At 66.5% G+C, this 13195-nt stretch carries 10 protein-coding genes; 1 reads left to right on the forward strand and 9 read right to left on the reverse strand.

Annotated features, from left to right (window positions below; genetic code table 11):
- Position 1 precedes the first annotated feature (1 nt).
- The 5 genes from HV701_RS10185 to HV701_RS10205 all read right to left on the reverse strand — a co-directional run bounded on the left by HV701_RS10185 (position 2) and on the right by HV701_RS10205 (position 6608).
- Positions 2-553, reverse strand: a complete 552-nt coding sequence (locus tag HV701_RS10185; protein WP_175132944.1) for a hypothetical protein — start codon at positions 551-553, stop codon at positions 2-4.
- Between the two features lie 36 nt (positions 554-589).
- The gene (locus tag HV701_RS10190) at positions 590-2536 is read right to left on the reverse strand and encodes a hypothetical protein (protein WP_254595152.1); all 1947 of its coding nucleotides are present in this window, start codon (positions 2534-2536) and stop codon (positions 590-592) included.
- A gap of 500 nt (positions 2537-3036) precedes the next feature.
- Positions 3037-3996: a tripartite tricarboxylate transporter substrate binding protein gene (locus tag HV701_RS10195; RefSeq protein ID WP_175132945.1), complete on the reverse strand. Its 960-nt coding sequence runs from the start codon at positions 3994-3996 to the stop codon at positions 3037-3039.
- A 96-nt stretch (positions 3997-4092) separates the two neighbouring features.
- On the reverse strand, positions 4093-5127 hold the full coding sequence (locus HV701_RS10200; protein ID WP_175132946.1) for an NAD-dependent epimerase/dehydratase family protein: 1035 nt from the start codon (positions 5125-5127) through the stop codon (positions 4093-4095).
- Between the two features lie 5 nt (positions 5128-5132).
- Entirely contained in the window at positions 5133-6608 is a 1476-nt protein-coding gene (locus HV701_RS10205; protein WP_175132947.1) for an aldehyde dehydrogenase, read from the reverse strand.
- Between the two features lie 98 nt (positions 6609-6706).
- On the opposite strand from HV701_RS10205, the gene HV701_RS10210 reads away from it, so the two are divergent.
- Positions 6707-7642, forward strand: coding sequence for a LysR family transcriptional regulator (locus HV701_RS10210; RefSeq protein WP_175132948.1), 936 nt, complete (start codon positions 6707-6709; stop codon positions 7640-7642).
- Between the two features lie 104 nt (positions 7643-7746).
- On the opposite strand, the gene HV701_RS10215 is transcribed toward HV701_RS10210, so the two are convergent.
- The 4 genes from HV701_RS10215 to HV701_RS10230 all read right to left on the reverse strand — a co-directional run bounded on the left by HV701_RS10215 (position 7747) and on the right by HV701_RS10230 (position 13124).
- Entirely contained in the window at positions 7747-9102 is a 1356-nt protein-coding gene (locus HV701_RS10215) for a TolC family outer membrane protein (RefSeq protein WP_175132949.1), read from the reverse strand.
- Positions 9099-10451 (reverse strand): HlyD family type I secretion periplasmic adaptor subunit, encoded by a 1353-nt coding sequence (locus HV701_RS10220; protein WP_175132950.1) that lies wholly within the window; start codon positions 10449-10451, stop codon positions 9099-9101. Before HV701_RS10220 ends, HV701_RS10215 begins: the two co-directional genes overlap by 4 nt.
- Positions 10448-12385 (reverse strand): type I secretion system permease/ATPase, encoded by a 1938-nt coding sequence (locus tag HV701_RS10225; RefSeq protein ID WP_175132951.1) that lies wholly within the window; start codon positions 12383-12385, stop codon positions 10448-10450. Before HV701_RS10225 ends, HV701_RS10220 begins: the two co-directional genes overlap by 4 nt.
- Before the next feature lie 133 nt (positions 12386-12518).
- A complete protein-coding gene (locus HV701_RS10230; RefSeq protein ID WP_175132952.1) occupies positions 12519-13124 on the reverse strand; it encodes a heme acquisition protein HasA in 606 nt (201 codons plus the stop codon).
- Positions 13125-13195 lie beyond the last annotated feature (71 nt).

Consider the following 13195-nt stretch of genomic DNA (forward strand, 5'->3'; position numbering starts at 1 on the left):
CTCACTTCCGGCGGGCTTTGAGCCAGGCCCTGACGCGGCGCACCGACATCGTGACCTTGACGGACAACATGGCGGCGCTGAACAACCATCCCAAAGCCCCGCCAGCCAATGCCGCCCACGCCAATACCGGCTTGATATCGGGGTCATCCAGACTGCTCCAACCTATCCACGCAAGCGATGGGCAAACGAAGATCAGGCCCAAAACCGGCACGAAATAGGACATGTCCAGGCTTATCAAAACAAACCGCCGTCTGAACCCCGGCGTGCAGTGGAGCGTGGAGACCGGCAGGTCTTTGACAAGCTTTTTGTGTTGAATGTGAGTTACCGCGACCAGAATGATCCCCAGCGCCAGCGACAGCCATAAAAAACCGGCGCGAAACAGAGCCGGAATGGTCAGAATCGCCGTACCTGTCGACGCCGCAGTCAGCCTCTGGATCGCCCCCATGGTTGCTTCGTCGACGATGTAGCCGGGCTTGTTCCAACCCATCTTGCCGTAGTAGATGATGGTGCCGTCTTCCAGGGTTTCGAACAGCCCTCTCGGTCCCAATGCCATGTTCCACCTCGATAGAAAATCGTCCGAACAACTCGGTTATCCGAAAAAGAAATTCTCGTTATCGAGGAACGGATAGATATTTCCGATCAACTGCGCAAAATGCTGTTCGTTATAGTTGGACGGGTTGAGGTAATTGGTATATTCGATAAAGAAATCCGCCTTGCCAGTGCCGGTTCTGTCGCCTTCCAACCGCACGGTGGTACTGACGTAGTAGCTGTCATCAGGCGTCTGAATCGGGACGCTCGATCCCCGGGAATCCATCGTCACGTACCTAAGCTCGCCGGCATGGCCGGTAAACGCGAGTTCTCCGATGAACCGCATCGCCTGATGGCCATCGGTGTTGACGTCGCCATCCAGACTGGAAAAATCCAGCACATCGGGATCCAGGTGAAACCCGTAATAGTCATGCAACGCCGGGAAATTGGGTATGTATCGCTGCACGTTGAAGTGGTCGGCCTCCGAACCTGTTGTCAGGCCGTGAATGAACTTGGTGGTGATTTCCCCGCTTCCTGGCGCGGCGAAATCTCCATCGTTGAACACCAGGCGATTGCCGCCGCCATGCAGCACGAAGGTATCGTTGCCCGCCCCGCCGGTTATCGTCATGCCGCCGAGCGCATCGCCGATGATGATGTCATCATGACGGCTGCCGATGATGTAGTCGATGTTTCGATAACTATCCTCGGAGAACGGCGCGGAAGATTCGGCATTCAACGCTTCGGATGCAAACCATCCTCGCAGTAATTTCAGGGCGTTGTAGCGCGTAAGAAAGCGCTCTTCGAACCAGCCAGCGCTAACTCCGTGGAGTTGGGCCTGGGCCTTGATCCGATCATCCACACGGTCATTGCCTTGTATGAAGATATCGACGCCTGTTTCGTTCAACGAAAAATCCAGCACGTTGTAGCCGTCCGGATTGCCAATGACCGTATTGGCACCGCCATGATCGGTCTTCGGCATGAACCAGTTGATGGCCTTGCCGCCGACCATCTTGTTTGGCGTGTCGTCGCCGACGAACAGATACGAACGGTCATCATCAACAACGTATGTCTTGAGGCCGTTATCGGGTTCAATCTCAACATAGCGAACCGTTTCGGGCGGAGACCTCAAACTCGAATCGCCGTCCACCGGATCGGCGCCTGCCAGATCTTCGGGCGGAATGGCGTCTGCAATGCTTGAGAGGATATCGGGCAGGATGGCGGCCGCGTCCGGATACGCCTCCGGATGTTCGATGATCTCGCGCATTGCCAGATAGATCTGATAGTCGGAAAACTGTGTCAATCCATCGTCGGCGGAAGGTGCGCTTGGCTGCATGAGCGCATACACAACAGGCTGGAACGACATGTCCAAATCGCTGCCAGCCGACGGTGTGTGATGGTCGGAAGAGACATCATCCACGCTCGAAGGATGATCGATAAACATAGCATCCACGTTCGAGAGCGCGTCATCGATCAATTCGGCGGCCCAGCCCTTGAATCCAAATCGATCTGAACCAATGGCAACACCGACGCCTATGATGATGGATGCCGCAACGGCCGCTGGCGCGGTCGCCGTAAGTCCAACAGCGCCCGCCGCGCCAGCTAGTAGCCATGACGCTCCGAGATTAAACGTGAACAGCGCCGCCTCGGAACCTATTGCAACCTTAGGCGATATACCGGCGGCGATATCCTTCTGAATGGCGCTCCAACTGAACAAACCTTGAATTAGAAAATTATTCTTGCGGGACATCCACTTCAAGGTATTGAAAGCCTTCTCATCCAGACTGCTCTGCAACAATTGACCAACATACTTCAGCAACTTGCTTGTTTCCGGCACCTCCGCACTGACCACCGATGCCGCCATGCCGCCAGTGGATGCCGGATCGCGGTAATGCCTGGATTCATCGGCGTAGTGGGAAAGGTAATAGTCCTTTATTCCAGGAAGCACCTCAACGATGAATCTATCTATGCCAGGAATGGGGATGTCGAGAGAACGCTCATAGTGGTACATATCGTTCTCCGCCATGTACCACAGCCCAGACTCCAACGCTGGCCCTCCCCAATTGGACGGTACAGGTGCGGGGGCTACAACCGGAGCAGGCGGCTCAGGTGCGGCGGCAGGCGCGGATGAATCAGGGGCGGTGCTGCGCGGCTCGGGGTCTTGAATAACGAACCCTTCTCCATCCCACCTCCCGTACCAATCCCCCTCGCTCTCCCTGTACCAGTCCCAGTACCAATCCCACACCCCGAAAGGTCCCCATGTCGGCGGGTTGGGAGGCCAGGTTCCAACAACGGTGATAGCGCCAAGTGTGGGTACGCCCATGATGCGGCTCCTGATCGCGGATCATCACTAGCCGCCCGCAGGCACGCAGGCGACCGTCTATAGACATAAACGGTTGAGCCGCGATTTACAGTAAAAAAAAGCCGCAATTCAGACCAGTTCCCAAACCCTGGCCCGCGTCCCGCGAACCGGAGCACGTCACCGCCATCGCGGCAACAGCGTCCAGCGCCCTACTCCACCCAAGGCGTGCTCGCCCAGATCTTCCGCAGCCGCCCATCATCCTGCTTCAACCGCTCCTGCCACTGCGGCCCATCCAGATAATCCATCTCGGTGAACTGCTGCTTCATCTGCGCCTGGAATTCCGGATTGGCGGCCACCTTGCCCAAGGCCTGGCGCAGCTTCTCGGCAACATCCGCCGGCAGCCCCTTCGGCGCGACGATGCCGCGCTCGGAGGCGAACACCAGGTTCACCCCCAGCTCCTTGAACGTCGGTACGTCCGCCCCCAGCGGCGAACGCGTTTCGCTGGCCTGGGCCAGCACGCGCATGTTCTTGCCGTGATAGGGCATGACTTCGCCCAGGTTCAGGCCGCCGATCACGGTGTGCCCGCCCAGCACCGAGCTGCGCAGCGGCCCCGCGCCGTTGTAGGGCACATGGTTGAGTTTGGTGCCGGTCAGGTTCTGGAACAGCACCAGCGCCAGGTGGTCGTCGGTGCCGACGCCGGTCGAGCCATAGCTGATCGTGCCGGGCTTCTCGCGCGCCGCCTTGATCAAGGCATCCAGCGTCTGGTAGGGGCTATCGGCCGCGACGCTGAAGGCGCTCGGGTCGCGCACCAGGTTGGCCAAGTACGTGAAGTCGCCAGTGGTGAAGCCGGCCTTGCGCTCGATCGGCAGCGACACCAGCCCGGGCATGTTGGTCATCGCCAGCGTATAGCCATCGGGCTTGGCGCGCGCCACGTACGACAGCGCGATGGCGCTGGATGCGCCCGGCTTGTTCTGCACCACGACGGTGGCGCCCAGCTCCTTTTCCAGGAACACCGCCAGCGAACGGGCCGTCAGGTCGGTGCCGCCCCCGGGCGCGAAACCCACCACCAGTTCGATGGGATGGTCGGGCCAGGCCCAGGCCGGCCATGCGGCGCACAGCGCGGCCACGGACAGCGCGGCGCGAGCGGCCGCCTTGCGGGTAAAGAACATGGTTGTCTCCTGTGTGGGTTACTGCTGTTGTTATGCGTTGTGATGGGCCGGACGCGCCGGCCCGTCACGCGGGACGGCTGCGACGGCCGCCCCGGGTCAAATGGTTCCCGTGCTCCCTTCCTGCGCCTCGCGCCATGCCAGCAGGCGCGTCACGCCTTCGGCCATGTCCACCTGCGGCTGCCAGCCGATCTGCCGCCCGGCCAGGTCATGCGGAATATGAAATGCCCCACCCGAGGTCAGGCGCACGGTGCCCGGCGGGTCTGGCCGGATCTCCGGTTCCAGGTCGCTTTTGCAGTAGTCCAACACCAGCCGCACCAGCTCGCCGGTGGTGATGGGCGCGGGGCCGGACACGTTCACCGCGACGTCGGTGGCGCCGCTCTGGAACGCGGCGACGTTGGCGCGCGCCACGTCCGACACATGCACGAAGTGCTTGGTGTCGGTGCCGTCGCCCGGCAGCACGGGGCGTTCGCCCCGGCGCACACGGTCGTAGGTTTCCATGATGTAGAGCGAATTGGCGGCGCGGTAGTGCTGGCGCTCGCCATAGACGGTGGAATAGCGCAGCACCACATAGTCCAGGCCGCTCTTCTGGTAATACTGGCGGCATAGCTGCTCGCCCATGATCTTGGACGCGCCGTACAGGATCGCGGCGGGCGGCGCGCCGACGGAATGGAACGGGCCGTTCTCGACCAGCGCGCCGGCAATGCCGCTGCCGTAGCCGTAGACCGCGTTGGACGAGGCGAACACGAATTTCCTGACCTGATTGGCGCGGCACGCTTCCAGCATGTTCTGCGCGCCGCGGATGTTCACGTCCACCGCCTGCCACGGCGTCTGCGCGAAACCCAGCGTCATGTAGGCCGCCAGGTGCAGCACGCCGTCCACGCCCTCGGTCGCGGCCAGCAGGTCGGGCAGGCGCATCAGGTCGCCGCGCACCACTTTCACGCGCGGATTGCCTTGCAGGTGGGCGATGGCCTCGGGCGTGCCGAAGGCGAAGTTGTCCAGCAGGATCACTTCGCGCACGCCGGCGGCCAGCAGCGCGTCGGCGGTGTGCGAGCCCACCAGGCTGGCGGCGCCGGCGATCAGGATGCGGGCATCGGCCAGCGGCAGCGCCGCGTTTTTATTGTCAGTCGTCATGTGCTTCACAGTCCCATCGGTTGATTGTGCATGCCCCAGTACAGGCTCTTGACCTGGCTGTACAGGCGCAGGCCGTGCAGGCCTTTCTCGCGCCCGATGCCGCTGGCCTTGAAGCCGCCGAACGGCGTGGCGATATGCGATTGCTTGTATGTATTGATCCAGACCGAGCCGGCTTCGATCTCGCGCGCCACGCGCCAGGCGCGGGCGTAGTCGCCGGTCCACATGCCGGCGGCCAGGCCGAAGGGCGTGTCGTTGGCCTGCTGGATCACGTCGTCCTCGTCCGCGAACGGCAGCGCCACCAGCACCGGTCCGAAAATCTCTTCCTGGCAGACCCGCGCGCCGTTGCCCAGCCCGTCGATCACGGTGGGCAGATAGAACCAGCCATGGGCCAGCTCGGCGCGGTCCGGCGCGGCGCCGCCGGCCAGCACGCAGCCGCCTTCTGCACGGCCGATGTCGACATAGGCGGCGACCTTGTCGCGATGCGCGCGCGACACCAGCGGCCCCATCTGCGTGGCCGGATCATCGGGCAGGCCCACCCGCACCTGGCGCGTGCGCGCCACCAGCGCATCCATGAAGCGGCCGTAGATCGACTTCTGTACGAACAGGCGCGAACCCGCCACGCAGCTCTGGCCCGCCGAGCCGAAGATGCCCGACACCACGCCGGCCACGGCGCGGTCCAGGTCGGCGTCGTCGAACACGATGTGCGGCGACTTGCCGCCCAGCTCCAGGCCGACCGGAATCAGGCGCTGGCCGGCGATGCCGCCGATGGCGCGGCCGGTCTCGGTGCCGCCGGTGAACGACACCATGCGCACGCCGGGATGCTTGACCAGTGCGGCGCCGACATCTTCGCCGTGGCCGGGCAGTACCGTCAGCATGCCTTCGGGCAGGCCGGCCTCGGCGCAGATGCGGGCCAGTTCCAGCGCCAGTTGGGGGGTTTCCTCGGACGGCTTGAGCAGCACCGCATTGCCGGCCGCCAGGGCCGGCGCGGCCTTCTGCGCCTCGTTCATGATGGGCGAGTTCCACGGCGTGATGGCCGCAATCACACCGAACGGCTCGGCCAGCGCCATCGAGAAATACTCGCCGCGCGGCGAGGTCATCTCGTTCTGCCAGGTCTCGCAGACGGCGGCGTAATAGCGGAAATGCCCGGCCGCGCTGTCGACCATGTGCAGGCATTCCTTCCACGGCTTGCCGCTGTCCTGCATCTGCAGCCGCGCCAGCGGCTCGCGCTCGGCGGCCAGGCGGCGGCCGATCTCGTACAGCGTGTTGGCGCGCTGGTCGGGGCGCAGCTTGCGCCAGGGCTGGCGCTGGAACGCGTCCCAGGCGATGGCCACGGCGCTGTCCACGTCGCGCGGCAGGGCGCGCGTGACGATGCCGGCGACACGGCCGTCGGCGGGATTGATGGAAGTGATGACGGCGTCGCCGTCCTGGCTGTGGCGCCATTCGGCGCCCAGCCGGAAGGGCTTGTGGCTCGATGCGTGCATAAGGGTCGGGCAATCCAGAGGTCTTCGGTAGACGCATCATCGGCCGGTCAACTATTAGGCACAATTCGATATTTTTCTTATATTCTTAGCTTATGGCTATGAATATCAAGTACCGGCCGCTCAAGGCCTTTCTGCTGGCGGTGGATAGCGGTTCGTTCTCCCACGCCGCCAACCAACTGGGCGTGACGCAGCCCTCATTCACCGCGCTGATCCAGGACCTGGAGGACGTGCTCGGCCTGCGGCTGTTCGAACGCACCACCCGCAGCATCAGCCTGACCTCGGCCGGGCAGGATTTCCATGCCCGGGTGCAGCGCCCCATCGCCGACCTGGAAGAAGCCTACCGCAGCCTGGCGGACCTGGCGGCGGTGCGGCGCGGCAACGTCACGCTGGGCGCGCTGCCCTCCACCGCGCTGGCGCTGCTGCCCGTGGCGGCCGGCGCGCTGCGGCAACGGCATCCGGCATTGAAGGTGCGGGTGGTCGAGGCCCACAACGACGAGCTGGTGGCCATGCTGCGCACCAACCAGATCGAATTCGCCGTCGGCGCGCTGGCCGAGCCGGCGCCGGACCTGTCGTTCACGGCGCTGGCCGAGGACTGCTTCTGCGCCATCTACCCGGAAGGCCATCGCCTGGACCGCAAGCGCGGCCCGCTGCATTGGCGCGACGTGCTGCGTTACGACCTGATCCTGTTGTCGCAGGGCTCCAATGCCCGCCAGCAGTTCGACCGCGCGGTGCGCGAGGAAACCGGCGCGCCCGCCACCGCCCTGCGCTATGACGTCACCAACATGGGTACCGCGGCCGGCATGGTGCGCCAGGGCCTGGGCGTGAGTGTGTTGCCGCGCCTGGCATTACCGGAACTGAACCTGGCCGGCCTGCGCGCCGCGCCCCTGTGCGACGCCTCGGCGCGGCGCGCCATCGGCCTGCTGCACCGGCGCGACCGCTCGCTATCGCCAGCCGCCCAGGCGCTGGCGGCGCAACTGGCGACCGCCATGCAGGCCATCTCGCGGCGGCTGTTGCCATTGCCGCCGTTGAAGTAACCCGGGCGCGGATACGCGGCCGGAAAGCGCCAACCAGTCGGCCCGAGCGCGCGCCCGGCCCATTGCGAACCAAGCCGGTCCTGGCCCGCCGTGGCAAGCCCGCCTCAGCCCGCCACGAACAACGTCCCCACGCGCGCCACGTCCGCGTCATCCAGCACGCCGGCCTGCCAGCGCAGCGTCAGCCAGGACAGCAGATGGTCATAGCGCGCGCGGTCCAGGTCGCGCAGCGCCTCGAAGCGCTGCCGTTCGGCATCCAGCACATCCAGGTTGGTGCGCTCGCCGCCCTGCACGCTGCGCCGCGTCGCTTGCACGCGCAGGCCGGCGGCATCGGCCGCCTGCTGGTAGGCCGCGATACGCTGGCCGCTGCTGGCGAAGGTGTGGAACTGCCGCTCCAGATCATCGAGCAGCGCCCAGGTGGCCGCCTGCAATTTGTGCTGCGCTTCCTCCTGCTCGGCCAGGGCCTGCCCGCTGGCCGCCGAGGTTCTTCCGCCCGAGTACAGCGGAATGCTGACCTCGATGCCGACCGACCCGCTGTCGTAGCGTTGGCCGATCTGGTTCTCGCCGTTGGAGTTGGTCAACTGCTTGCGGGCATACAAGCGCGCGGTGGGCAGGTGTCCGGCGCGGGCGGCTTCGTAGCGTTGACGGCTGGCCTGCAGCAAGTGGCGCTGCGCCTGGATTTCCGGATTGCCGTCCAGCGCCAGCGCGCGCCATCCCGCCAGATCATGCTCGTCCACCGCCAACCGGGCCAACCCGCCCAGGTCCACCGGCGCCAGCGGCCGATCCGCCAACGCCGGCCCGACGATGGCGCGCAACGCATTGCGCGCCTCGCGCAACTGGTCCCGCGCCTCGATCTCCTGCGCCTGGACCACATTGGCGCGCGCCTCGATCTCAAGCTGGTCGGTACGCGTGCCCTGCCCGGCCGCCACGAAGCGCGCGCTGCGGCGGGCGTCCTCTTGCAGCGAACGGCCCTGCGCCTGCGTCAGCGCCAGCGCCCGTTGCGCCGCCAGCACGGCGGTGTAGGCGTGCAACACGCGCACCGCCAGCGCCTGCCGGGCGCGCGCCAGGGTCAGGCCCGCGGCTTCGGCGCGTTCGCGTCCCGCCTGGTACTGCGCGAACGCCGCCGCGTCGAACAGCGGCTGGCTGAGCGTGAAGCCCGAGGCATAGCTGCCATAGCGCGACCGTTGCTCCAACGTGCCCCAACGGCTTTGCTGGCGCGACGTGGTGTCGTTGCGGGCCCGGCTGTAGTGATAGCTCAGGCTGGGCAACAGGCCGCTGCGGCCCAGCGCCAACTCCTCGGCATCGGCCCGCTCGCGCGCCCGCGCCGCCTGCCAAGTCGGGTCAGCGCCCAGCGCCATGGCGTACGCCTGCCGAAAATCCAGCGCCTGTGCGCCCGCGCCCACCGGCAGCAGCATCCCCCACGCCAGCGTCCATGCCGCGGCCCGTCTCGACAAACGGCTCATGCATCCCCCCACGCCAGCCGCGCGCGATCGAGCAAGGGCTTGAACAGGTAGTTCAACAGCGAACGCTCGCCCGTGCGCACGAACACCTCCACCGGCATGCCCGCTTGCAGCGGCGCGTCGCCGATACGGCGCAACTGCCCCGGCGCCACATCCGCGCGCAGGCGGTAATAGGGCCGGCCGCTGCGCTCGTCCTCGAAACGGTCGGCCGACACCAGCGTCACCGCCCCCTCCAGGCGCGGCGTGCGGCTGGCGTCAAAAGCCGTGAACATCAGCTCCACCGGCAGGCCGGCATGCACCTTGTCGATGGACTCCACCGGCAGGCGCCCCTCCACCACCAGCGGCTGGTCCCGCGGCACGATCTCCATCAGGCGCGAACCCGGCTGCACCACGCCGCCGACCGTATGGATCGCCAGGGCCACCACAGTGCCGCTGGCCGGCGCGCGGATCTCGCTGTGCGCCAGATCGAACCGCGCCGTGTCCAGTTTCTGCGCCAACTGTTCGCGCTGCACCCGGGTTTCCGCCAGATCCGTGCGCACTTCGCGCTGGAACGCATCGCGCCGCTGCTGCGCGCGCACGCCCAGTTCGGCGATCTGCTGGCGCGTCTGACCCAGCGTGCCCAGGTCCGTCGCCATGTCGCCATCCAGTTGCGCCAGGGACCGCTCCAGTTCCAGCACCCGATTGCGCGGCACATAGCCCTCGCGGGCCAACTCGCGCAGATTGCCCAACTGCTCGCGCAGCAGGGCGCGCTGCGTGCGCTTGTGCGCCAGCGTTGCCTCCAGGCCGCCGGCCAGGGCGCGACTGCCGGACAGCGTGGCCTGGATGCTGGCCAGTTCGCCCGCCAGCGCCGCGCGGCGGCTGGCGAACAACTGGCGTTCCATTTCCAGGGCAGCGATGGCGTCGGCATCCGCGCGCTCGGCTGGCGATGCCAGGTCGTCGCGACCATCGCGCTCGGCCAGCAGACGGGCCTCGCGGGCGGTCACGGCCGCCAACTGCGTGCGCAGGCTGCGCGCCTCGCCGCGGACCCGCGTATCGTCCAGCCGCACCAGGGCTTGGCCGGCTTGCACGGTATCGCCCTCGGCCACCAGCAAGGCGCTGACCACGCCGCCTTCGATGCTGTCCACGGCCTGCCGTTCGCCGGTCACCACCACGATGCCCGGCATCGCCACGCCATTGTCCAGCGGCGCCCACGCGGCCCACGCCAGAAAGCCGCCAAAGCCCAACGCCAGCACCCACCAGCCGAAACGCGCCGACCACCCGGCGGTAGCCATCGGATCGACCGCGTTGGATTCGCCGCTGTCGCGCTCGGGCCGCAACACCCGCACGCGATTGCCTTCGGTGCGTCCGGTCATGCCTTGCCTCCGGAGAACTGGCCCGCAAACGCCCCGCCGGCCAAGGGATACGCCTGCGTCACCGATGCCGGCCTGCGCGCAGACGATGCGGACGCCGCGCCGCGGGACCCGGCCTCGCCCGCCATGCCAGCCGCCCCCGCCGGCCGACCAGAAGGTGCCATCGCGTCGGGCCCATTCGGCCGGAAGGCCGCCGGGGCCTGCGTCCCGCCCGCGCCTTCCGGCGGCGGCCGCAACACCTCGCTGGTCGCGCCAAAGCGCTGCGCGCGTCCGTCACGCAGCAGCAGCAGATGGGTCGTGGCCGCCAGCACCTTGGGCCGGTGCGTCACCAGCACCACCGTCGCGCCGATCTCGCGCAACCGCCCCAACGCATCGAGCAAGGCCTGCTCGCCAACCTCGTCCAGGCTGGCATTGGGCTCGTCCAGCACCACCAGGCGCGGCGTGCCATACAGCGCGCGGGCCAGCGCGATACGCTGGCGTTGCCCGCCCGACAGCCCCTGGCCGCCGGTGCCGAGCGGCGTGTCATAGCCGCGCGGCAAGGCCAGGATCATGTCGTGCGCCCCGGCCAGCCGGGCGGCCTCGATGACGCGCCGCGCCAGCTCCTCGCCGTCGCTGTCCGGATCGGGAAAGCGGGCGATGTTCTCGGCCACCGTCCCCGAGAACAGCTCGACGTCCTGCGGCACATAGCCCAACCATTCTCCCAGCCGCGTGCGTTCCCATTGCCGCAGGTCGGCGCCGTCCAGCCGCACCGCGCCCAGCCGCGCCGGCCAGACGCCAGCCACCAATCGCGCCAGCGTCGATTTGCCCGCGCCGGACGGCCCGATCACGCCCAGCACCTGCCCCGGCTCCAGCGCGAACGACACGTTCACCAACGTCGGCTGCGCCGCGCCGGGCGGCGTCACCGTCACCCCCTCCAGCCGCAGCGCGCCCGTCGGCTCGGGCAGCGTCAGGCCGGCGGGCTGCCGCGGATACGTTTCCAGCAGGTCCTGCAGGCGCCGCCACGCCAGCCGCGTGCCCGCCCATTGCCGCCACGCGCCGATCACCTGGTCGATGGGGCTGAGCACCCGCCCCATCAGGATCGATCCCGCGATCATCATGCCGGCGCTGACATGGCTCTGCAGCACCAGCCACGCGCCCAGGCCCAACACCAGCGATTGCAGCGCCAGGCGCACCGTCTTGGACATGCTGGCAATCATCGCCGAACGGCGGCTCGCCAACCCCTGGCGCCGAACGTAGCCCACGTGCAACCGCTGCCAGCGCGACCGCAGCCGCGCCAGCATGCCCATGGCCTGGATCGCCTCGGCATTGCGCAACTGCCCTTCGGCCTCGATGCCCGCCCGCACCGACAGCCCGCCCGCCTCGGCCAGCAGCTTGCGCGACACCTGCTCGTTGAGCCACGCCAGCGCCACCAGAACCACGGCGCCCGCCAACGCCAGCGTTCCCATCCACGGATGGAACAGGAACATCACCAGCAGGAACAGCGGAAACCACGGCGCATCGAAGAACGCGAACACCGCGCTGCCGGTCAGGAACTGGCGCACCGTGTTCAGGTCGCTGACCGCCTGCCCCGCGTTGGCGGGCACGCCCGCCAGGCCGCGCTGGAACGCCGCTTCATGCACACGCCCCGCCAGCGCCGCGTCAAAGCGCGCGCCGATCTGGATGATGACCGCGCTGCGCGCGTAATCCAGCGCGCCCATCAACGCCAGCAGCCCGACGATCATCAGGCTCAGCATGACCAGGGTGAAGACGTTGCCAGACGCCAGCACACGGTCGTACACCTGCAGCATGTAGAGCGACGGCGCCAGCATCAGCAGGTTGGCGGCAACGCTGAAGGCCGCCACGCTGACCCAGCCGGTGCGAAAGCGCGCCAGCAGAGATTTGATCTCCAACGCGCCCCCTTCCGGTGCCGCGCCCGCGCGCTTCTGGTCTTGCTGCATGGTGGTGTGTCCTTGTCCGGCTGGCAGCCGGGAGTCGCGAATGAATAAACAAAAAGACGGTCGCGGCGGGGGATAGGCCCGCCGCGACCGTGAACCGCGTGGCCGAGAAGCCGCGGGGAAACTCACGGAAGGGTTATGCCGCCAGGGCGAGGTCGGCTTCGGTGGCGAAGTTGTGGCCGACGAGGTCGGCGATGGAGGTGTGCATATCCATCCCGTTCTGTTCCAAGGCGTCGACCAAACCTCCGTTCGTGATGTGGCTGATCTTGTCTGGCGTGCCAGCAACCGAACCGTTCATCAAGCCCCAAACGATGTCATGCACTTCGTTGCCACGTCCATCGGCAACGTCACCCTCGATAGGCTGATCGAAAGTAAACGTAATGAGCGGGTCCACCACATGCCCGGCTCCGTCCAGGCCACCGCCCAAGGTGATGGAATCCAATGAACCCCACACTGTGTGCGCGGTCGGGCCATCGCCTGCGTGGCCGCTGTATGGAGGGAAGAAGTAGTGCAAGTCACCCGAAGCCACGAAGGCGTAGTTGGCAACCGCTTTGCTGACATAGCCATAGTCAGTGCCGTTGAAGGCGTTGCCACCGAAGAATCCGCCCTTATTGGGAACGTTGGTGTGCTCACCGGCAACGCCACCATTCTGGAACGCGTCCAGCATGAGCTCCAACGAACTCTCCAAGGTGATCCCCGTGGGAAGGTGGCTGATATCGATAAAGCTTACTTGTGCAGACATTGTCATGCTCCGTTTATTACCAATTGCCGGGGTGAATCCCCGACCCCAAAAAGCGCCGCACTATGTGTACG

The organism is Achromobacter pulmonis (assembly GCF_902859765.1).
In the GTDB taxonomy this organism is placed as follows: domain Bacteria; phylum Pseudomonadota; class Gammaproteobacteria; order Burkholderiales; family Burkholderiaceae_B; genus Achromobacter; species Achromobacter pulmonis.

Bases quoted from the DNA above. Each gene is read 5' to 3' on its own strand.
- HV701_RS10185 (WP_175132944.1), bottom strand. From the start codon at position 553: ATGGCATTGGGACCGAGAGGGCTGTTCGAAACCCTGGAAGACGGCACC.
- HV701_RS10190 (WP_254595152.1), bottom strand. From the start codon at position 2,536: ATGTACCACTATGAGCGTTCTCTCGACATCCCCATTCCTGGCATAGAT.
- HV701_RS10195 (WP_175132945.1), bottom strand. From the start codon at position 3,996: ATGTTCTTTACCCGCAAGGCGGCCGCTCGCGCCGCGCTGTCCGTGGCC.
- HV701_RS10200 (WP_175132946.1), bottom strand. From the start codon at position 5,127: ATGACGACTGACAATAAAAACGCGGCGCTGCCGCTGGCCGATGCCCGC.
- HV701_RS10205 (WP_175132947.1), bottom strand. From the start codon at position 6,608: ATGCACGCATCGAGCCACAAGCCCTTCCGGCTGGGCGCCGAATGGCGC.
- HV701_RS10210 (WP_175132948.1), top strand. From the start codon at position 6,707: ATGAATATCAAGTACCGGCCGCTCAAGGCCTTTCTGCTGGCGGTGGAT.
- HV701_RS10215 (WP_175132949.1), bottom strand. From the start codon at position 9,102: ATGAGCCGTTTGTCGAGACGGGCCGCGGCATGGACGCTGGCGTGGGGG.
- HV701_RS10220 (WP_175132950.1), bottom strand. From the start codon at position 10,451: ATGACCGGACGCACCGAAGGCAATCGCGTGCGGGTGTTGCGGCCCGAG.
- HV701_RS10225 (WP_175132951.1), bottom strand. From the start codon at position 12,385: ATGCAGCAAGACCAGAAGCGCGCGGGCGCGGCACCGGAAGGGGGCGCG.
- HV701_RS10230 (WP_175132952.1), bottom strand. From the start codon at position 13,124: ATGTCTGCACAAGTAAGCTTTATCGATATCAGCCACCTTCCCACGGGG.